Source organism: Pseudomonas sp. AU12215, from assembly GCF_001675465.2.
Lineage (GTDB): Bacteria > Pseudomonadota > Gammaproteobacteria > Pseudomonadales > Pseudomonadaceae > Pseudomonas > Pseudomonas nitroreducens.
In genome coordinates this window covers 71,306-90,966 of sequence record NZ_MACM02000145.1, presented here as the reverse complement: position 1 = coordinate 90,966, position 19,661 = coordinate 71,306, and the positions used below count along the sequence as shown (strand labels likewise).

General features: G+C 65.7%; 19 protein-coding genes. 14 read left to right on the top strand and 5 right to left on the bottom strand.

Annotated features, from left to right (window positions below):
- Window positions 1-75 precede the first annotated feature (75 nt).
- On the bottom strand, window positions 76-780 hold the full coding sequence (locus A9513_RS22890) for an MgtC/SapB family protein (RefSeq protein WP_065085668.1): 705 nt from the start codon (window positions 778-780) through the stop codon (window positions 76-78).
- Window positions 781-1,202: 422 nt separating this feature from the next.
- Between A9513_RS22890 and A9513_RS22885 the strand changes: the two genes are divergently transcribed.
- The gene (locus A9513_RS22885) at window positions 1,203-2,024 is read left to right on the top strand and encodes an alpha/beta fold hydrolase (protein ID WP_065085667.1); all 822 of its coding nucleotides are present in this window, start codon (window positions 1,203-1,205) and stop codon (window positions 2,022-2,024) included.
- Between the two features lie 172 nt (window positions 2,025-2,196).
- Window positions 2,197-2,823, top strand: a complete 627-nt coding sequence (locus A9513_RS22880) for a cell wall hydrolase (protein WP_065085666.1) — start codon at window positions 2,197-2,199, stop codon at window positions 2,821-2,823.
- Here A9513_RS22880 and A9513_RS22875 read toward each other — a convergent pair.
- Window positions 2,820-3,341 carry an Rrf2 family transcriptional regulator gene (locus A9513_RS22875; protein ID WP_024763824.1) on the bottom strand — a complete coding sequence of 174 codons (522 nt, stop codon included), beginning with the start codon at window positions 3,339-3,341 and terminating at the stop codon, window positions 2,820-2,822. The two genes, A9513_RS22880 and A9513_RS22875, sit on opposite strands and share 4 nt — an antisense overlap.
- A 321-nt stretch (window positions 3,342-3,662) precedes the next feature.
- On the opposite strand from A9513_RS22875, the gene A9513_RS22870 reads away from it, so the two are divergent.
- Entirely contained in the window at window positions 3,663-4,865 is a 1,203-nt protein-coding gene (locus A9513_RS22870) for an NAD(P)/FAD-dependent oxidoreductase (protein WP_065085665.1), read from the top strand.
- Between the two features lie 106 nt (window positions 4,866-4,971).
- On the opposite strand, the gene A9513_RS22865 is transcribed toward A9513_RS22870, so the two are convergent.
- Entirely contained in the window at window positions 4,972-5,580 is a 609-nt protein-coding gene (locus A9513_RS22865) for a TetR/AcrR family transcriptional regulator (RefSeq protein ID WP_024763822.1), read from the bottom strand.
- Window positions 5,581-5,694: 114 nt separating this feature from the next.
- Between A9513_RS22865 and A9513_RS22860 the strand changes: the two genes are divergently transcribed.
- From A9513_RS22860 to A9513_RS22830, 7 genes are all read left to right on the top strand, one after another.
- Window positions 5,695-6,927 (top strand): oxygenase MpaB family protein, encoded by a 1,233-nt coding sequence (locus A9513_RS22860; protein WP_065085664.1) that lies wholly within the window; start codon window positions 5,695-5,697, stop codon window positions 6,925-6,927.
- A gap of 88 nt (window positions 6,928-7,015) precedes the next feature.
- Window positions 7,016-8,032, top strand: a complete 1,017-nt coding sequence (locus A9513_RS22855) for a DNA topoisomerase IB (protein ID WP_083196194.1) — start codon at window positions 7,016-7,018, stop codon at window positions 8,030-8,032.
- A gap of 211 nt (window positions 8,033-8,243) precedes the next feature.
- Complete coding sequence (locus tag A9513_RS22850) at window positions 8,244-10,463, top strand: ATP-binding protein (RefSeq protein WP_037006885.1); 2,220 nt, start codon at window positions 8,244-8,246, stop codon at window positions 10,461-10,463.
- An 18-nt stretch (window positions 10,464-10,481) separates the two neighbouring features.
- The gene (locus tag A9513_RS22845) at window positions 10,482-10,943 is read left to right on the top strand and encodes a response regulator (RefSeq protein ID WP_024763819.1); all 462 of its coding nucleotides are present in this window, start codon (window positions 10,482-10,484) and stop codon (window positions 10,941-10,943) included.
- 10 nt (window positions 10,944-10,953) lie between these two features.
- On the top strand, window positions 10,954-13,338 hold the full coding sequence (locus A9513_RS22840) for a response regulator (RefSeq protein ID WP_065085662.1): 2,385 nt from the start codon (window positions 10,954-10,956) through the stop codon (window positions 13,336-13,338).
- Window positions 13,339-13,419: 81 nt separating this feature from the next.
- Window positions 13,420-14,118 (top strand): AzlC family ABC transporter permease, encoded by a 699-nt coding sequence (locus A9513_RS22835; protein ID WP_065085661.1) that lies wholly within the window; start codon window positions 13,420-13,422, stop codon window positions 14,116-14,118.
- The gene (locus A9513_RS22830; protein ID WP_024763816.1) at window positions 14,115-14,429 is read left to right on the top strand and encodes an AzlD domain-containing protein; all 315 of its coding nucleotides are present in this window, start codon (window positions 14,115-14,117) and stop codon (window positions 14,427-14,429) included. Before A9513_RS22835 ends, A9513_RS22830 begins: the two co-directional genes overlap by 4 nt.
- A gap of 13 nt (window positions 14,430-14,442) precedes the next feature.
- Here A9513_RS22830 and A9513_RS22825 read toward each other — a convergent pair whose 3' ends face one another.
- Complete coding sequence (locus A9513_RS22825) at window positions 14,443-15,087, bottom strand: TetR/AcrR family transcriptional regulator (RefSeq protein ID WP_243779852.1); 645 nt, start codon at window positions 15,085-15,087, stop codon at window positions 14,443-14,445.
- A gap of 116 nt (window positions 15,088-15,203) precedes the next feature.
- Between A9513_RS22825 and A9513_RS22820 the strand changes: the two genes are divergently transcribed.
- Entirely contained in the window at window positions 15,204-15,539 is a 336-nt protein-coding gene (locus tag A9513_RS22820; protein WP_037008997.1) for a hypothetical protein, read from the top strand.
- A gap of 465 nt (window positions 15,540-16,004) precedes the next feature.
- Here A9513_RS22820 and A9513_RS36195 read toward each other — a convergent pair whose 3' ends face one another.
- On the bottom strand, window positions 16,005-16,169 hold the full coding sequence (locus A9513_RS36195; RefSeq protein WP_159457336.1) for a hypothetical protein: 165 nt from the start codon (window positions 16,167-16,169) through the stop codon (window positions 16,005-16,007).
- 81 nt (window positions 16,170-16,250) lie between these two features.
- On the opposite strand from A9513_RS36195, the gene A9513_RS22815 reads away from it, so the two are divergent.
- The 3 genes from A9513_RS22815 (at window position 16,251) to A9513_RS22805 (ending at window position 19,661) form a co-directional block, all read left to right on the top strand.
- The gene (locus tag A9513_RS22815; protein WP_024763811.1) at window positions 16,251-16,466 is read left to right on the top strand and encodes a hypothetical protein; all 216 of its coding nucleotides are present in this window, start codon (window positions 16,251-16,253) and stop codon (window positions 16,464-16,466) included.
- A gap of 390 nt (window positions 16,467-16,856) precedes the next feature.
- Complete coding sequence (locus A9513_RS22810) at window positions 16,857-18,362, top strand: APC family permease (protein ID WP_065085659.1); 1,506 nt, start codon at window positions 16,857-16,859, stop codon at window positions 18,360-18,362.
- Between the two features lie 117 nt (window positions 18,363-18,479).
- A complete protein-coding gene (locus tag A9513_RS22805) occupies window positions 18,480-19,661 on the top strand; it encodes an iron-containing alcohol dehydrogenase (protein WP_065085658.1) in 1,182 nt (393 codons plus the stop codon).

Sequence of the window (19,661 nt, the reverse complement as noted above, 5' to 3'; positions counted from 1 at the left end):
TACGCGCGGGGTGAAGTCTGCATTTGTAGGAGCGAGCTTGCTCGCCCCTACGAAAAGCCATGAGTGCTCGCATACTCAATCACTGGCCAGCTCGAACAGCTGCCAGCGCACCGAGCTGACGCCCTTCTCCAGGCTGATGCGGCTGACCATGCGTTCCAGCTGTCCGGCGGCGCCATGGCCGCCGAGCAACTCGGCGCGCACTTCCAGTTTCGCCGGGTTGGGCTGATCCTCGCTGTGCAGCGATTGCAGGCGCAGTTCGCTGCTGTCCAGGCTGTGCAGCATCAGGCTGCGCACCTGGATCTCGTCTTCGGCGCGGCAGATGATCGCGACCCCGTAGCGCTGCTCCGCTTCACTGGCCGGCAGCACGTCCTGGTGATTCAGGCGCAGGGCGATGTCGCGCAGCAGGATGTTGGCGCAGAGCACCACCACGCTGCCCAGCGCGGCTTCGAGCAACAGCCCCATGCTGCACAGCACACCGATGGCGGCGGTGCACCAGAGCGTGGCAGCAGTGTTGAGGCCGCGCACGTTCAGGCCATCGCGCATGATCACGCCGCCGCCGAGGAAGCCGATGCCGGACACCACATAAGCGGCGATGCGCGGAGCGTCGGCCGAGAGCCCCGGCATCGCCTGGGTCATCAGCACGAAGAGACAGGCACCGGTGCTGACCAGCGCATTGGTGCGCAGGCCGGTCAGGCGCTGGCGCAGCTGGCGTTCGGCGCCGATCAGGGCGCCCAGGATGAGTGCCGCGGCAACCCGCAGCAGGAAGATTTTCCAATCCATGTTCCACCTCGTTTGCGGCGCTCGGCCGCTCCATGCGCCGGGCGATGCCGGCGCGCATTCGGGTGGTGGATTGCGAGGGAGCGAAGGGCCGGTTGGCCCCGCAGGGGAATGGTGAGACGTCATCCCGCGGCGGGATGCGTATCGCCACTGTCCGCAACGCAGCGAGACAGTGGCAGGGTTCTGCCGGACGGCTCGCTGTTCAGACCTGTCGCAATCGACCAGGGCAAGTGTCCAAGGCAGGACTCCTCTATTGATTCAAAAAAAGCGACCGGGCCCGGTGTGAGCACTGCCCGGGACAGCCCCGGCCGCGAGTCGTCATCATCCCCGGGCAGCCTTAAGGTTTCCTTAGTGCCTGGACCCATGGTTGGCATCGAACGGGCCAGGGCCCTACCATGCGTCCCTGCCACGATCAGGAACACGTCATGCCGTCCGCCATCGTCACCCGCGAGCACTGGATCAGCAGCGAGAAAGGCCAACTGTTCGCCCAGGCCTGGACACCCGCCGGGAACACTGGCGAGCCGATCCTGCTGCTGCATGATTCGCTCGGCTGCGTCACCTTGTGGCGCGATTTCCCGGAAAGCCTCGCAGGCGCCACCGGCCGCCCGGTCATCGCCTATGACCGCCTCGGTTTCGGTCGCTCAGAACGCTACCCCGGCGCCCTGCCCCTGGACTTCATCGACGAGGAAGCACGCACCGTCTTCCCTCTGCTGCAGCAGCACTTCGGTTTCGAGCGCTGCGTGGTGTTCGGCCATAGCGTTGGCGGCGCCATGGCCGTGACGTGCGTGGCACGGCATCCGCAAACCTGCGTGGCGCTGATCACCGAGTCGGCGCAGGCCTTCGTCGAGCACCGGACCCGCGACGGCATCCGCGCCGCGGAAGTGGAATTCGCCCGTGAGGGGCAGTTGCAACGCCTGCAGAAGTACCATGGCGACAAGGCTTTCTGGGTGCTGCGCGCCTGGGTCGACACCTGGCTGTCGGACGACTTCAGCGACTGGAACCTGGACGCCGAACTGGCGCAGGTAAAGTGCCCGACCCTCAGCCTGCATGGCGAGCAGGACGAGTACGGCTCGGCCGCCCACCCGCAGCGTCTCACCTCGATACCGGGCGTACCGACGATGCTCAGGCTGCTGCCCGATTGCGGACATGTTCCGCACCGCGAACAGCAACCTGCCGTGCTGCAGGCGGTGGCCGAGTTTTTCCAGCGCCATGTGCCCCAGGCCCCGTCAGTCGTGGGGCGCAGGTAATACCGTCTGGCTGAAAAATTGAATCCGGGTTCGTGCAGGGCGGTCACAACGACCAGGCGCCGTCGCTTCGCTTTCTTTTCCCAGGGAGCAGCCTCAAGGGCGCCGTCGCGCAGGTGCCGGAAGGGCCCTGCGCAACGGCCAGACTGGCTTTGTCGCGCAGGTAGGTTCGATCATGTGCCGCCTTCATTTTCTTCCGCTGTTATTGCTCGCGCTCTGGGCACCCTCTTCCATCGCCGCTGAGCTGGGCACATCCACCGATGAGAAAGCCCAGGCCGCCGTGACCAAGGGCGAAGTCCTGGAACAACAGGTCGCCCACCCCGCTACCGCGGTGACCACCGCAGCACCCATCACCAAGGCCGAAGTGAAAGCCGTCGACCCCGCCGGCAAGGCGCCGCTGGACGACGCCGTCGTCTGCCTGTCGCGGACCCTCTACTGGGAAGCCAAGGGCGGCGGCCGCGCCGACATGGAGGCGGTGGCCAATGTGGTGCTCAACCGCATGGGCCACGGTGGCTTCCCCGACACCGTGTGCGGCGTGGTCAAGCAGGGCCAGGAGCAGAAACACTGCCAGTTCTCCTGGTGGTGCGACGGCCGCTCCGACCAGGTGGAGGAGAAGAACCGCTACGACATCGCCAAGGAAATCGCCCGCAAGGCGCTGAACCAGCAACTGGGCGATCGTACGCGCGGCGCGATGTACTTCCACGACCGCCACGTCTCGCCGTCCTGGACGAAGGAATACATCCGCACGGCCGAGACAGACGAGTTCGTCTTCTACAAGCCGCGCGGCGGCGATGCGCGTTAGCTGACGGCATTGCTGCCGTCGCGCTGGGCATCCATCCAGCGCACCAGGGCCTCGCCGAACTCCGGCGGGGCCTTGCGCCCGACGCGGCGTGCGAGATCGAGCACGGTGTGCTGGGCCAGCGCCTCTTCCATGCGTTTCTGCGCGGTCAGCATGACGGCGTGGATCGAGCAGGTACCGCAGGTCGCCCATTCCGGCGGCGAACCTTCGAACACCGCGCAGCGGCCGCGGATGTCGCGGCACTCGAAGATCTGCTTGTCGCCATCGATGGCCCTGACGATGTCCAGCACGGTGATTTCGTCCGCCGGCCGCGCCAGGCGGAAACCACCGCGCACGCCTTCGGTGGCTGCTACCAGCCCAGCCTTGGCCAGTTTGGTGAAGACCTTGGCCAGCAATTCCTGGGGCACACCCTGCAGCTCCGCCAGCGCTCGCACGCTGGAGTCACGGCTGTCGCCCTTCTCATCCGTCAGAAAGAGCAGGCAGTGAATGCCGTACTCCACCCCTGCACTGTATAAAGCCATCACAAACTCCGACTAATTTAGTCGCACAAATATCAAACTACAGCCTGCACCCGACCAGCACTTAAGCATGCAACCAGGGGGATTGTAACCCGCCGAGCCCTGCTTGCAGTACTTCCAAGCGTGCAGAGAACAAACAGAAGCAGGACTACCGCCTCCGCCGTAGGGGTGACGAACGGTCGGAGTTTGGGAAAAAAACAATTGCCTCGGATAACTACGACAAATATAGTCGCAGTTATCCGAGGCAAGCCGGGAAGCAAACCGCTCCGATGTCGGGCACTCGGGAACCCTACAACCTGAATTCATCCTTTCGTCGGAGAGACCATGAAACAACGCATCCTGATCGTCGGCACCGGTTTCGCGGGTATGTGGAGCGCCCTGAGCGCCACGCGCCTGCTCGATCTGCACCAGCGCGGCGACGTCGAAGTCGCTGTGCTCGCCCCGCAGGCCGAACTGCGCATCCGCCCGCGCTTCTACGAGCCGAACGTGCACCAGATGGCCGCGCCGCTGGGCGACCTGTTCGGCGCCGTGGGCGTGACCTTCATCCAGGGCAGCGCCGAGCAGATCGACGTCGACGGGCGCCAACTGGATTACCGAGATGCCAGCGGTGAGATCGCCACCCTGGGCTTCGACCGCCTGATCCTCGCCAGCGGCAGCAAGGTTGCTCGCCCCGCCCTGCCGGGCATCGAACACGCCTTCGACGTCGACGACATCGACCAGGCCATGCGCCTTGAGACGCATATCCGCTCGCTGAACCAACTGCCGGAATCTGCAGCGCGCAACACCGTGGTCGTTGCCGGAGGCGGCTTCACCGGCATCGAGACCGCCACCGAAATGCCCGCGCGCCTGCGTGAAGTTCTGGGCGCGGACGCCAAGGTACGGGTGGTCGTGGTCGATCGCGGCGCCGAGATCGGCGGTGCGCTGGGCGTCACGTCGCAATCCGTGGTGGCCGAAGCCTCCGCCGAACTGGGCGTGGAATGGCGCCTGAAGGCCTCGGTGGAATCCATCGACGACAGCGGCGTCACTCTTTCCAACGGCGAACGCATCGAGGCGAAGACCGTGATCTGGACCGCCGGCGTGCGCGCCAGTTCGCTGACTGAACAGGTTGCCGGCGAACGTGACCGCCAGGGCCGCCTGCATGTGGATCGTAACCTCCAGGTGATCGGCCAGGATGCGGTTTTCGCCACGGGCGACGTGGCCTATGCCGCCGTGGACGACGCCGGCAACTACGCGCTGATGACCTGCCAGCATGCCATCTCCCTGGGCCGCTCGGCCGGCAACAACGCTGCCGCCGACCTGCTGGGCGTAGCCCCCATCCCCTACAGCCAGGAGAAGTACGTGACCTGCCTGGACCTGGGCGCCTGGGGCGCATTGTTCACCGAAGGCTGGGACCGCCAGGTGCGTTTCCTGCGCGAGGAAGGCAAGAAGATCAAGACCGAGATCAACACCGTGTGGATCTACCCTCCGGCCGCTGATCGAGCCACCGCGCTGGCAGCGGCCGATCCGATGATCCCGGTCGTGGCCTGATCGGTTGAGAAAAGCCCCGGTTGGCGCGAGTCTTCCGGGCTTTTTTACGGGCGGACCCTGCCTCACTCCTTGCATGCGCAGGCTCGCCGGGAGAAGACAGCCGTCCCTACGGATGCCGCACAGCGCGCGGCAGGCACAGGGCTTCAACCATCCGCGCCAGGGTATCGATCACTTCCTCGCGCCCCAGCAGCGGCTGCGCATCGCTCAGGTAACGCGCGCAGGTGTACTGCACGGAGTTGATCACCACGAAGAGCACCGCCGGCAGGTTGTCGATGCGGTAATCGTCGAAGTGCCGAATCAGGTACTGCCGGCACACCTCCATCATCTGCTGCTCCAGGGCATGGAACACCGGCGCGGAATTGAGCCGGTGCCAATGCCGCAGCAGCTCGCACTGCGCCGAATCTCCCTCCACCTGCTGGAAGATGCCCTCCAGCACCGCACGGGTGACGCTGCCGATGTCCGCGCCCAGTAGCGGCGTCACGCGCTCGTGCACCACCTTCATCAGCGTGCCGGCGCGCTGCATGAGCAGGGCCTCGACGATCATTTCCTTGTTCGCGAAGTACTGGTAAAGCGAGCCGACGCTCACCCCGGCTCGACGCGCGACGTGGTTCGTGGTCAGGCCATCCAGGCCGTGCTCGCCGATCTCCAGTGCAGCGGCCTCGAGCAGCACCGCGACCATCTCGCTGGCGCGCTGCTGCTTGGGTTGCTTCCTCATGCCTATCCCCCGATGCGAGTCGGATGCGAGTTGAATGCGAGTTGAATGCGAGCAAATACTCGCAATAGCGTAACTCGACGAATCCTCCCGGCAACCAAACCAAGGTATGAATCGATGTGCGCAACTGACCTGCCTACCCGTCACGGCGCTGACCTGCAGCGCGCTCGGCGCACCGCTGCGCCGGTCAAGCGCTTCCTCAAGGGCCCTAGCGAGCCGGATACCGCGACCTGGAAGGCCATCGGCGCGTCCCTCACGGTAGGCGATGCTCCCATGGATGCGCTGCTGGAGTGGATGTTCGAAGTCGGCCTCGGCAAGAGCATGCGGTTGTATGAACAGGCGCTGCACCAGGGCATTGCCGCCATCCCCGACGCACCCGAGGCACTGAGAACCTTCTTCGCCCGTGTCGAAACACCGCCCGCCTGGGTCGACCCGCAGCGCCTCGACGAGGGCGCCCGCGCCTGCGGAATTTCCGGGCTGACCGGTATGCGCGTGCTGCGCGACCTTGGCTTGCTGGCCGGATACCAGGCCTCCGCGATCAACCGTACCCTGGTACTCACCGGCGCGCTGGAAAAAGGCCCGCAGCGGCGTATCGCCGAGACCACCAAATGGTGGATCGACTGCACCCGCCCAAGGGGCATGGCGCGCGGCGCAGCGGGCTACCGCAGCACGCTGCACGTACGGCTGGTGCATGCATTGGTGCGACGTCGGGTGTCGCGCCTGGAGCAATGGGACTTCGCTCACCATGGCCTGCCCATCAACCAGGGAGACATGCAGGCGACCTATCTGGCCTTCTCGGCGATCTTCCTGATCGGCCAGCGCATGCTGGGCGTAGTCCTGAGCCAGCGGGAGCGCGAAGCCATCAGCCACCTCTGGCGCTACATCGCCTGGTTGATGGGCGTCGAGGAGCGCTGGCTGTGCGCCAGCGAGAACGACGCGATACGCGCGCTCTACCACAACCTGCTGTCCCAGGCACCGCCGGACGAGAGCAGCCGCATGCTCGGCTGCGCGCTGGTGGACGAACCCCTGCAGCGCCACTACGCCAACTTCCCCTGGTTGCGCGGGCGCCTGAACCGGGCGATCCACCTGAGCATCGCCAGCACCTTCATCGACGACCAGGGGCGACGCGCACTCGGCCTGCCCCGCGGCAGCCTGCCTTGGTACCCGTTGCTTACGGCCCCGCCCCGCTTCCTTGGCCACTGTCTGCTGCGCGTCGTACCGGGCGGTCGCAACTGGCTGGTGCGCCGCGGCCTGCGAATCCAGGAGGATTACCTGCGCACCCTGTTTGGCGGTAGCGACCCCAGGCTGATCTCGCCCGTGCCTCTGGCCGTCGAGGATCGGCACTCCTGAGCTTGGCCATCCCGCCGGCGGATGAAAAAAAACCGCACTCCCGATGCCCTTTCGCGATCCATTACCGAAGAGACCTCGAGGAGCCGCCATGAGCACACCGCCGGAGCTGCTGGACCTGCCCCCCGACCTGCACTACGTCGACGACAGCCTGCCGGGCATCAGCCGGCGTCGCCTGCGCGGGCGCTTCGCCTACTTCGACCCGGGCGGCGAACGCATTCGCGTCGAAACAGAGATCGAGCGGATCGACCGCCTGGCGATTCCGCCAGCCTATATCGATGTGTGGATCTGCATCGACCCGCTCGGCCACCTGCAGGCAACCGGCCGCGACGTGCGCGGGCGCAAGCAGTACCGTTACCACCCGCGCTGGACCGAGGTCCGCGACAGCGCCAAGTACGAGCGCCTGCTGCGCTTCGGGGAAAGCCTGCCAGCGCTGCGCAGGCGTATAGAACGGGACCTGGCGCTGCCCGGCCTGGGAGCGGAAAAGGTCATGGCGACCGTGGTCGAACTGCTCGATCGCACCTTGATCCGCATCGGCAACGAACGCTACCGCAAGGAAAATCGCTCCTTCGGCCTCACGACGCTGAACAACCGCCATGTCGAAGTCCAGGGCACGCGCATTCGCTTCGCCTTTCGTGGCAAGAGCGGCATCCGCCACAGCGTGGACATCGAACACCCGCGCCTGGCGCGCATCCTCCGGCGTTGCCTTGAGCTGCCCGGGCAACAGCTGTTCCAGTACCTGGACGCAGACCACCAGCGGCACATGATCGACTCCCGCGACATCAACGCCTACCTGCGCGAGCACGCCGGTGAGGAGTTCACCGCCAAGGACTACCGCACCTGGGCTGGCACCACCCTGGCCCTTGAGCACTGCCGCAGGACCCACTGGGAAGACGAGAAGAGCGCCAACCGCCAGCTCAAGTCGATCATCCAGCAGGTGGCCGACGAACTGGGCAACACTCCGGCGATCTGCCGCAAATGCTACGTGCATCCGCGGGTGATACAGGCCTTTCTTGCTGGCGAACTGAGCGGATTAGCGAAGGCGCGCAAGCGCAAGAACCTCAGCGCCGAGGAAGCTACCCTGCTGGCTTTTCTCCAGTCCGACTGAGCTGCTCATGGCGTCGCGAAGACTGCCGAAGCGGAAAAGCCTAGACAAATGGCCCTCGGCCATTAGTGCGAAAAGCGTCTAATACGGCCAAACTGAAAAACTTTCATACGGGACCAACAGAGTATTCCCGCAACCAACTTCCGGCTCACAGAGTCGGTCCCCAACGGAGTGCCTAACCTTGCCCGCCGCAGAGACCGCCCTCGAACAAGCCATGGAGCGCTGCGCCCAGGAGCCGATCCAACTGCCCGGCAGCATCCAGCCGCAGGGATTCCTGCTGGTACTGGATGAATCCGACCTGCGTATCCTCCAGGCCAGCGAGAACGCCCAGCGCTGGCTCGGCCTGCCCGCCAGTGACTTGCTGGGCCGCGACTTCGCCGCACTGCTGGCCGATGACTTCGACCTGCGCGAACACCTCAAGCGCCTGCCCGACAGCGAAATATTCCCTTTCCACATCGGCGACGTCAGGCTGCGACACAGCCCAGGCGCCGGTGAGCCCACCTCGGTGATGGTGCACCGCCACGATCAGGTCCTGATTGCCGAATTCGCGCCGCACCAGGAGCGTCCCGGGAACCCGTCCAACGTCGATTTCTATCCATTGGTGCGCGCCTTCGTGGCCGGCCTGCACAACGCCAACAGCATCGATGAGCTGTTGCAACGCTCGGTGCAGGAGGTCAAGCGCATTACCGGGTTCGGCCGGGTCAAGGCCTACCGCTTCGATGCGGAAGGCAATGGGCTGGTCATCGCCGAGGCGGCCGACCCCGGCTATCCGCAGTACCTGGGATTGTGCTTCCCGGCCTCCGACATCCCCCGCCAGGCCCGTGAGCTGTACCGGGTCAACCGCATCCGGGTCATCGAAGACGCCAACTACCAGGCTTCGCCACTTGTACCGGTCGACAATCCCCGCACCGGGCGCCCGCTGGACATGAGCTTCGCCGCCCTGCGCAGCGTCTCGCCCGTGCACCTTCAGTACATGCGCAACATGGGCACGCTGGCTTCCATGTCGCTCTCCATCGTCGTCGATGGCCGCCTCTGGGGGCTGATTTCCTGCCACCACCGCGAGCCGCGCGCCGTCGGTTTCCAGACGCGCACCGCCTGCGAGTTGCTCAGCAGCGTGCTGTCGTTGCAGATCGAGTCCCGCGAATCCCATTCAAATACCCGTCGATTGCTCGATCTGCGCCAACGCATCGTGCAGATGCTTTCCGCAATGGCCGACCACGACAGCATCAGCGGCGGCCTGCTGGAGCTGCCCGCAGTAATGCTGGAGTTCGCCGCGGCCACCGGCGCAGCGATCGTGTCCGCCGAGCGGATCGATCTGCTTGGCGTCACCCCGCCAGCCGCGCAGGTCAACGCGCTGATTCACTGGCTGGCCAAGCGTGGCGGCGAGGTGGTGTTCCAGACCGACAACGTGAAGCGCGACATCGACGAACTGCCTGAACTCGCCCAGCATGCCGGCGGCGTGCTGGCCGTGGCAATTTCACAGATTCACTCGCACTACCTGGTCTGGTTCCGCCCGGAACAAGCGCGCACGGTAAATTGGGCCGGACGCCCAGCGAAGGAGATCGACGCCCAGGGCCAGTTGAATCCACGCCATAGTTTCGAGCGCTGGCGCGAGGAAGTACGCGGTTTCTCCGCCCCCTGGGAGCCGCTGATCGTCGACGCCGTGGTGGAGCTTCGTACCTCGGTACTGGGCATCGTGCTGCGCAAGGCCGAAGAACTGGCCCAACTGGCGGGGGAACTGCGCCGCTCCAACAAGGAGCTGGAAGCCTTCTCCTACAGCGTTTCCCATGACCTGCGCGCGCCGCTGCGGCACATTGCCGGCTACGCCGAGCTGCTGGGCGAAATCGAGGGAGAGGCGCTGAGCGAGCGCGGCCGTCGCTTCCTCCAGCACATCGAGGATGCCGCGCGCTTCGCCGGCACCCTGGTGGACAACCTGCTGAGTTTTTCGCAGATGGGCCGCTCGGCGCTCCGCCTGTCCGAGGTGGACCTCAACGCGCTGGTAGAAACCATCCGCACGGAAATGGAGCCCGACTACGTCGGCCGCCAGATCGACTGGAAGCTGGAGACGCTGCCGAAACTGATCGGTGATCCGGCGTTCATCAATCTTGCGCTGCGCAACCTGATCGCCAACGCCATCAAGTACACCCGCGGCCGCGAGCCGGCCCGCATCGAAATCGGCGCGAAACAGACGCGGGACGAAACCGAGATTTTCATCCGTGACAACGGTGTGGGCTTCGATATGGCTTACGCCAACAAGCTGTTCGGAGTGTTCCAGCGCCTGCACCGCATGGAAGAATTCGAAGGCACCGGCATCGGCCTGGCCAGCGTGAGGCGCATTATCGAGCGCCACGACGGCCGCGTCTGGGCCGAAGGAGTTATCAACCAGGGCGCGACATTCCACTTCGCCCTGCCCCGCCACCCACAGCCCCACTGAAGGAAAGCCATACGTATCATGCTCAAACCCATTCTCTTGGTGGAAGATAATCCCAGGGACCTGGAGCTGACGCTGGTTGCGCTGGAACGCAGCCAACTGGCCAACGAAGTCATCGTCATGCGCGATGGCGCCGACGCGTTGGACTACCTGCTGCGACGAGGAGCCCACGCCGAGCGTGCCGATGGCAATCCAGCGGTGCTGCTGCTGGACCTCAAGCTGCCCAAGGTGGACGGTCTGGAAGTGCTCAAGGTGGTGCGCGACACCCCCGAGCTGCGCAGCATCCCCACAGTGATGCTGACCTCCTCGCGGGAGGAGCCGGACCTGCAACGTGCCTACGAATTGGGCGTCAACGCCTACGTGGTGAAGCCGGTGGAGTTCAAGGAATTCGTCACCGCGATTTCCGATCTGGGGATTTTCTGGGCCGTTCTCAATGAACCTCCGCCCGGATCGTTGCGTCTGAATCGTAGACGCAACCCGTGACGGAGCGGTGATGTCCGAAGTTCCGCTGAAACTGCTGGTCGTCGAAGACAGCGCCATGGATGCCGAGCTGACCCTGCTACGCCTGGAGCGCAGCGGCATGAAGATCGACGCTCGGCATGTCTTCGATCACAACGGAGTCGAACATGCCCTGCACGAGGGCAGCTTCGACCTGATTCTCTGCGACTGTGTGCTGCCCGGTTCCTCCGGCACCCACGTGCTGGCCATCGCCCAGCGCCTGGTGCCTGATACCCCGTTCATTTTCCTCTCGGGCATCTATGGTGAGGAACACGCGGTGGAGATGATCCGCCTCGGCGCCACCGACTACGTGCTGAAAAAGAACCTATCGCTGCTGCCCAAGGCAGTGCGCCGCGCCCTCACCGAAGTCCAGGAGCGACAGCGTCGACGTCGCGCCGAAGAGGCGCTGGCGGACGTCGAGGCGCGCGCGCGCATCGCCATCGACGCCGCCGGCATGGGCACCTGGGACCTGCGTCCGGAGGACGGCCTGCTGCTCTGGGACGAACGCTGCAAGACGCTGTTCGGCCTGCTGCCGGACACCGAAATGACCATGGATGTGTTCTACAACGGCATCCATCCCGAAGATGTGGAGCGGGTGCGCGAAGGCGTCGAGCGCGCCATGGACCCGCGGGGTAATGGTCGCTACCGCGTGGAATTCCGCATCGAACAGCCCGACGGGCTGGAACCGCGCTGGCTGCTGAGCAATGGGCAGGCGCGATTCGTCGATGACCGCTGTGTTCGTTTCTCCGGCGTGCTGCAGGACATCCACCAGCAACGCAAGGCTACCCAGGCCCTGGAACAGCTCAACGAAATGCTTGGCGAACGAGTCGAGCGCCGCACCCGCGAGCGCGACCGATCATGGGATCTTTCCCAGGACCTGCTCGCCGTGCTCAACAGCGACCTCACCCCGGTCGCCCTGAACCCGGCCTGGGAACACACCCTGGGCTTCCAGCGCCAGATGCTCTCGCGCATGTCGCTGTTGCAGCTGCTGCCCGAGCAGGACCAGGACGCCTTCCTCACCGAGTTGGCCGCCCTCGCCCACGGTGGTACCAGGGCGCGCTTCGATGGCCGCATACGCCACGCCAGCGGCAAGCAGCGCTGGCTTTCCTGGGTGGTGGTACCCGAAGACACCCTGCTTTACGTGGTCGCCCGCGACATTACCAGCGAGCGCGAGGCTGCGCTGGATCTGGCCGAAGCCAATGCCCGGCTGCGCGAGCAGATCGCCGAGCGCGAACGAATCGAGGCGGCGCTGCAGCAGATGCAACGGCTGGAGGCGGTAGGCCAGCTCACCGCCGGTGTCGCCCACGACTTCAACAACCTGCTGACGGTGATCCTCAGCGGCTCCACCTTCCTCGAGCGCGACCTGGCGAAGGGCGATTACGAAAAGGCCGGCAAACGCTTGCAGCACATCCGCGAGGCCGGCGAGCGCGGCGCCAAGCTGACCGCGCAGATGCTCGCCTTCTCCCGCCGGCAGCGTCTGGAACCAGTGCCGCTGAACCTCAACGACACCCTGAGCGGCCTGGAAGAGCTGCTGGCCCGCTCCCTGGGCGGCAATATCTCGGTGCGCCTGGAACTCACCGATGGCCTGTGGCAGGCGCTGACCGATCCGACCCAGACAGAGATGATCATCCTCAACCTGGCGATCAACGCCCGCGACGCCATGCCGGCCGGCGGCCAGTTGATCCTTTCCGCTCACAACATGCACATCAGCCACAGACCCAGCCGCCCGGAGCATCCCGAACCGGGGGACTACGTGGTGTTGTCAATCCGCGACACCGGCTGCGGCATGGACGAGGAAGTGCTGGGCAAAGTGTTCGAACCCTTCTTCACCACCAAGGACATCGGCAAGGGTTCGGGACTGGGGCTGGCGCAGGTGTTCGGCTTCGCCAAGCAGTCCGGCGGCGGTGTGCACATCGACAGCGAGCCGGGGCGCGGAACCCAGGTGAACGTCTACCTGCCGGCCGTGGAACGTGCGCAAGCGGCTGACGACAGCGTGCGTGACCCCAGCGGCGACCTCACCGATAGCGGCCACGACCGCAATATCCTGCTGGTGGACGACGACGACCTGGTGCGCGAACTGCTCGGCGACGCCCTGCGCCTCTACGGCTACCGGGTGCGTCAGGCCAACAGCGGGCAGCAGGCTCTGGAGATGCTCGACGAACACGTCGACCTGCTGCTCACCGACTTCGCCATGCCCGAACTCAACGGTGCGCAGATGGCGAAGATTGCCCGCGAGCGTTTCCCCTACCTGCCGGTGGTGTTTCTCACCGGCTACGCCGAACTGCAAGGGCTGGAGCTGCCCGGCAGCCTGGTGATTCAGAAGCCGGTACATCACGAGGAGCTGGCCCGGTCCCTTGGCGAACTGCTGGGCATCGGCTGAATTCGACAGCAAGATTGTTCAAGCCAAGCACCAGGCTTCTCTGCGACGCTGAAGGCACTTATCGGCCTGCAAGAAACGCTCATGTCCCAAGATCAGCTTCCTTCACGTGCCTTCCTCAAGGGCGCCATCGACATCATGCCGCTGTCGCTCGCGGTCCTGCCCTGGGGGCTGCTCGCCGGCTCCCTGGCCATCGACGCCGGGCTTTCGCCACTGCATGGCCAGGGCCTGTCCGCCATCGTCTTCGCCGGTGCTGCGCAACTGGTGGCCATCGGCATGCTCAAGGGCGGCGCCGGGTTCTTCTCGATCATGATCACCACCCTGCTGCTGACCTCGCAGCACCTGCTCTACGGAATGACCCTGCGCCCGGTGCTCTCCGGCCTGCCGGGACGCTGGCGCGCCGGCCTGGGCTTCCTGCTCACCGATGAATTCTTCGCCCTCACCAGCGGCCACGACCGCCAGACCTTCAACCGCTGGTACGCCCTGGGCGTGGGGCTGACGTTCTACATCGCCTGGAACCTCTTCACCCTCGCCGGCGTGCTGGTGGGCACCAGCATTCCCGGTCTGGAACACCTGGGCCTGGACTTCTCCATCGCCGCCACCTTTGTCGCGCTGATCGCGCCGGTGGTGAAGAACATCCCCACCCTGGTATGCGTCGCCGTCTCGCTGTTCTGTTCGGTGCTGTTCAGCTACTGGCAGGTCGGCTCGGCACTGGTGCTTTCCGGGCTGGCGGGCATGCTCGCCGGCTTTGTCTGCCAGAAACTCTCGGGGGGGCGCGCATGATGGTCTGGGCAGTGATTTTCGGCATGGGCCTGATCGTGTTCTTCAACCGCTACGTATTCCTCGAACCGCGCCTGCCGATCCGCCTGAGCAGCAACGTGCGGCAGTTCCTCGGCTTCGCCGTGCCGGGCATGCTCACTGCGATCTGCGGGCCGATCGTGTTCCTGCCCGAACATCAGTTGAACCTGCGCCTGGACAACCCCTACCTGCTCGGCGCCGTGGTCGCCGTGGCGCTGGTGCTGTGGACGCGCAACGTGCTGCTCAGCGTGATCCTCAGCATGGGCGCGTTCTACCTGCTGCGCTGGTGGCTGTGACCGACGCCGGGCTTCAGCCCGCCGCGCCCCGCCCGTAGTACGCCAGCACCAACTGCACCAGCGCTTCCTCGATGCCCTCCCGCCGTCCAGGGATCAGGGCGCCGGGGTCGTCCAGCAGGGCACGCAGGACACCGCCCACGGCATGGGCGAGGACGAACACCTCGGCCTCGTCGAGCTTGCGCAGCTGCTGGTCGTGGTCGACCAGGCCATGGGTCACCAGGTGGGTCATGACGCTGCCGCGCAAGGCGGGCAGCGGGCTGCCGCCGCCGCGCGTCATCAGGTAGTGCATCAACGCCTTGTGCGCGCCGGTGCGCCCGCCATAGGCGCTGACGGCGGCGTGAATCACTGCGCGGATGCGCTCGCCGGGCGCCTCCGGCGGGCGGCCGGTGAGCGCGCCCATGATGCCGGTAGCCAACGCTGCCAGTTCGCGCCGGGCCAGCTCGTCGAGGATCCGCTCCTTGTTGGGGAAGTACTGGTAGAGCGAGCCGACGCTGACCCCCGCCAACTCCGCCACATGGTTGGTGGTGAACCCCTCCAGGCCGCGGCGCTCCAGGATGCGCCGCGACGCCTCCAATATGAGCTCGACCTTCTCCAGCGCCCGCGCCTGCCGCGGCAGGCGGCGGTTATCTGGATGATTTTCCGCTGTTTTTCGGTTCACCTGGGGCCACCGGGAAAGCGAGTACAGCAAGCGTCGCGTCCTACCTATCATGGCAGCCACATCGAGGCCGGCAAGTCGAGCGGATGAACCGCAGCGGCCGGCGCAGGAGACCCGCCATGAGCCACAAGAGCCACACCGCCCCGCTGGACGACGACATCTGCGTGCACATCTTCGCCGCGTCCGGCGCCATGGTCGGCGTGTGCCTGACAGTGGTGGGCATCCTGCGCATCATCGTCGGCCAGCATCGCGTCGACCTGATCGGCCAGGACATGCTCGCGCTGAACACGGTGATCTACCTGGCGACCACCCTCACCGCCTATTTCGGCCTGCGGACCCGCAAGCTGCAGCGCAATCACCGTCTGGAACGCGTCGCCGACACCCTGTTCCTGGTAGGCCTGAGCATCACCACCCTGACCACCGCCTTCATCGCCTGCGCCATGTCCTGCTGCTGAAACGCCGCTTGAATTCCGGCATCGCTATTTTGAAACAGGTATTGCGATCAGCCTGCCGTTCAGAAGAAAGGACATATAAACCGCCAGGTACGCCAAGCAAGCCATCGCCGCGCCGAGGCTGACCGAACCGGAGATGGCCGCCTGCTAGGCGGCGACAACCCTGTTCGAGCGCACCGAGGCGCGCTGGTGGGTTTCCGCCAGGGCGGGAAGGAAATCACCGGCACTGCCTTGCTTGGCCACCAGCGGCAAGACCCACCACCCCATCGTCCAGTACAGCGGAGCGGATGCCGGCCGGGTCCCGGGACCGCCTTCGAAATCGCCCCGCAGGCGCTGCTGGCGGCACACGCATACGCGGTATGGAACTGCCAGCGGGTCAGCGTGCAATTACCCGTCCGACCTCCAGGCGTAGGTCCACATCAAGGCCCCGGGCAAGCCGCCATTTATCAGCCTGCCTGCATGGACTCATTAGCAGAACTTCAGTGTCGACCAGTTCATGACCCACGGCGGAGTTTCCGCGACCAAGCCCGAGGCCAGGTGGATCAAGGGTTTGATGCCAGTTCCCGCCTCGGCGGAAATTGGCATCAAACCCGTCCCTCGAGCGATTCGATCATTCATACCAGTTTTCTTCATGGGTCCCTCCTGCGGCTGCTCACTAGACTGTGGTCACTCGCGAGCATCACCCCACTGCACCTCCTTACCGAGAACATTCCAATGAAACTGCTCACTGCCAGTACCCTGACCCTTGCCGCCCTGCTCGCCAGCCAGGCGTCCATGGCCGAAGAATCCGCCCTGATGACCAACCGTCTGACCCAGGCCAACTACCAGGCTCTGCAGGCCACGCACGACAAGACCGACGCCGGACAGCAGACCGCTCAGAACGCCCAGCCGGGCGTCGAGAAAAAGGCCGAGCAGGACAAGCACTGCTGATACCGCTTCACACCGGGAGCGCGCTGTCGCTCCCGGTTCCCGCGCCCCACTCCCTCTGCATCCCACCCTGCCTGTCCCTTATGCCGCCCTGCGGGAATGCGCCGTGCGCGCGATTGCGGCCCACCACCCTCCTGGAGAAGCGACCCGCTCCTACCGGTATACTTCGCACAAAACATCAGCAACAGCTGATGTCAGTGCAATCAAATATGAATTTTTCCTGATGCGGCAGCGCCCTACTCTGGCCACGCGCTGCACTGACAGCGCCAGCTACTCAGCCGTCCTTTAGAGACGCGGGTTCTCGATAACAACTCCAACTGCCCCGAGGATCTCCCATGCGCCCCGTCATGCCTGGCCGTGAATCCCCCTATTCCCTGAACCCCGGAGGCCGGCATGTCTGACCTTCGCAGCCCTGCCGTCGCTACCAGCAACGGCGACGAAAGCCTGCTCGCCAGCCACGGCTACCGCCAGGAGCTGGACCGCGGGTTGAACCTGTGGTCGTCGTTCTCCGTCGGTTTCGCCACCATTTCCCCGGTCGTCGGCATCTACTCGGTGATGTCCCTGGGCGCCATGAGCGTCGGGCCGTCCTGGGTATGGGTCGTGCCCCTGTGCCTGCTCCTGCAACTGACCGTGGCACTGGTGTACGCCGAGCTGTCCTCGCAGTTCCCGCTGGCTGGCGGCTGCTACCAGTGGGTGCGGCGACTGATCGGCGACCGCGCGGCCTGGTTCACCGGCTTCCTCTACCTCGCCTCCGCCCTCGCCTCGCTGACCACCGTCGCCTACCTGGGCGGCTTCTGGCTCGGCCTGCTGGTGACCGGCGAACCGCCGTCCGCCAATGCGCAGGTACTCTGCGGCGCGGCGCTGCTGGCCCTTGGGTTGGCGGTCAACCTGCTGGGCATCAACCCGCTGAAGTACTTCGTCAACGCCGGCATCTTCGCCGAGGCCATCGCCTCCATCGGCATCGGCGTGCTGTTGCTGCTGTTCTTCCGCAACCACTCCTTCGAGATGCTGTTCAGCAGCCTCAATGCCCTGGAAGTCTCCGGCGGCACCTACTGGAGCGGCTTCCTGACAGCACTGGCGGTGGGCGGCTGGGCCTTCCTCGGCTTCGATGCCTGCTCGCAGATTTCCGAGGAAACCACCGACGCCCGCGTCTCCACGCCCCGCGCCATCCTGCGTTCGATGCTGGTGGTCGGGCTGACGGTGATGCTCACCGCCTTCGCCGTCACCCTGTCGTACAAGGACCCGGCCGCCGTGGTCAGCGGGCAGGTCATCGACCCGGTAACCCCGGCCGTGGTGGACGCTTTCGGTGCCTGGGCCGAGCGGCCGTTCGTGGCCATCGTGCTGGTCGCCTTCGTCGCCTGCGTGGTCTCGGTGCAGACCTACATCGGCCGCGCCATCTTCGGCATGGCCCGCGATGAAATCCTTCCCGGTTCCGCCCTGCTGCGCCGCGTCGACAAGCGCAAGGTACCGATGGCCGCGATGGTCTGCAGCACCCTGCTGGCCAGCCTGGGCCTGGCCCTGGGGCTGAATGCCACGGCGGTCGGCACGCTGATCGCCTTCGGCAGCGGCGGCTTCTTCTTCGTCTTCCTGATCGTCGCCGCCAGCGCGCTGTATGCACGCCTGACCGGACGCTGGAACCCGGACAAGGGTGCACTGAAACTCGGCCGCAAGGGCCTGCTGGTCAACGCCATCGCCGTGGTCTGGCTGGTGTTCGAGGCGATCAACGTGGCCTGGCCGCGGGAGATGCTCGCCCCGCCCGGCGCGCCCTGGTTCCAGGTCTGGGCGGTGGTCGTGGTGTTCTCCGCCCTCGCCCTGTTCGGCCTGGCCTACCTGTTCATCGCCAAACCGCACCGCCGCATCGCCACCAGCCTGAGCTTCGCCGGCCGCGCCGTCGGCTGAGCGCTCACCTGAACGCCTGGCGCCGGGCCTGTCCGGCGCCCTGTTTCCCACTTCCTCCCGCCGCTGGCTTTGCACGAGCCGGCACGGGCAGGCCATGCCTGAAATCCGGAGCTTGTCATGTCCACCCTGAACTACTGGAACTACCCCACGGAAATCCTCTGCGGCGTCGGCGCCCTCGATCAACTGGCCGAGCGCTGCCGCCTGGCCGGCATGCTCAAGCCGCTGCTGGTCACCGACCCCGGCATGCTCGAACTGCCGCCGCTGCACGAAGTGCGGCGCCGCCTGGAAGCGGCCGGCATGGACTACGCGCTGTTCCACGGTTTCTCCAGCAACCCCGCGCTGGAAGAAGTCAGCGCTGGCGCCGGCGTTCTGGCCGAAGGCGGCCACGATTCGCTGATCGCCCTGGGCGGCGGCAGCGCGCTGGATGCAGCCAAGGGTATCGCCCTGCTCAGCCGCGATGCGAACGGCCTGCACAACTTCGAATGGTCGCAACTGATCGAGCGCTACCCGACCCTGGGCGACCACCCCGCCCTCGACCTGCCGCCGCTGATCGCCATTCCCACTACCGCCGGCACCGGCTCCGAACTGGGCCGCGAGGCCGTGCTGACCGATACCGCGCGCGGCATCAAGATAGTCGTCGGCCACCGCGAGCTGCTGGCCCGCTCGGTGATTCTCGACCCGGTACTGACCGTCGGCCTGCCGAAGTCGCTCACCGCCGCCACCGGCATGGACGCCCTGACCCATCACCTGGAGTCGCTGTTCTCGCCGCTCTACCACCCGATGTCCGCCGGCGTAGCCATCGAAGGCGTGCGCCTGGTGAAGGAACACCTGCAACGCGCCGTGCGCAACGGCACCGACCTCGCCGCGCGCGAAGGCATGCTGGTGGCTTCGGCCAGTGCGGCAGTGGCCTTCCAGAAGGGACTCGGCGGCGTGCACGCGCTGGCCCACCCACTGGGCGCCAAGCACCACAAGCACCACGGCCTGCTCAACGCCGTGCTGCTGCCGTACCTGCTGGTGGCCAACCGCCCGGCCATCGAAGCCGACGCCACGCGTCTGGCGCGCTACCTGGAACTGCCGGAAGCGAGCTTCGAAGGCCTGCTGGGCTGGGTGCTGGAACTGCGTTCGGCGGTGGGCATTCCGCATACGCTCAGGGAACTGGGCCTGGACGGCGAGGACGCGCTCTGGATCGGCGAACAGGCGGTGGCGGATATCTCCTCCTCCGACACCAACGCCCTGCCGCTGCAGGCCGAGGACTACTCGCGCATCTACCTCAACGCGGTCAACGGCGTGCTCGCCTGA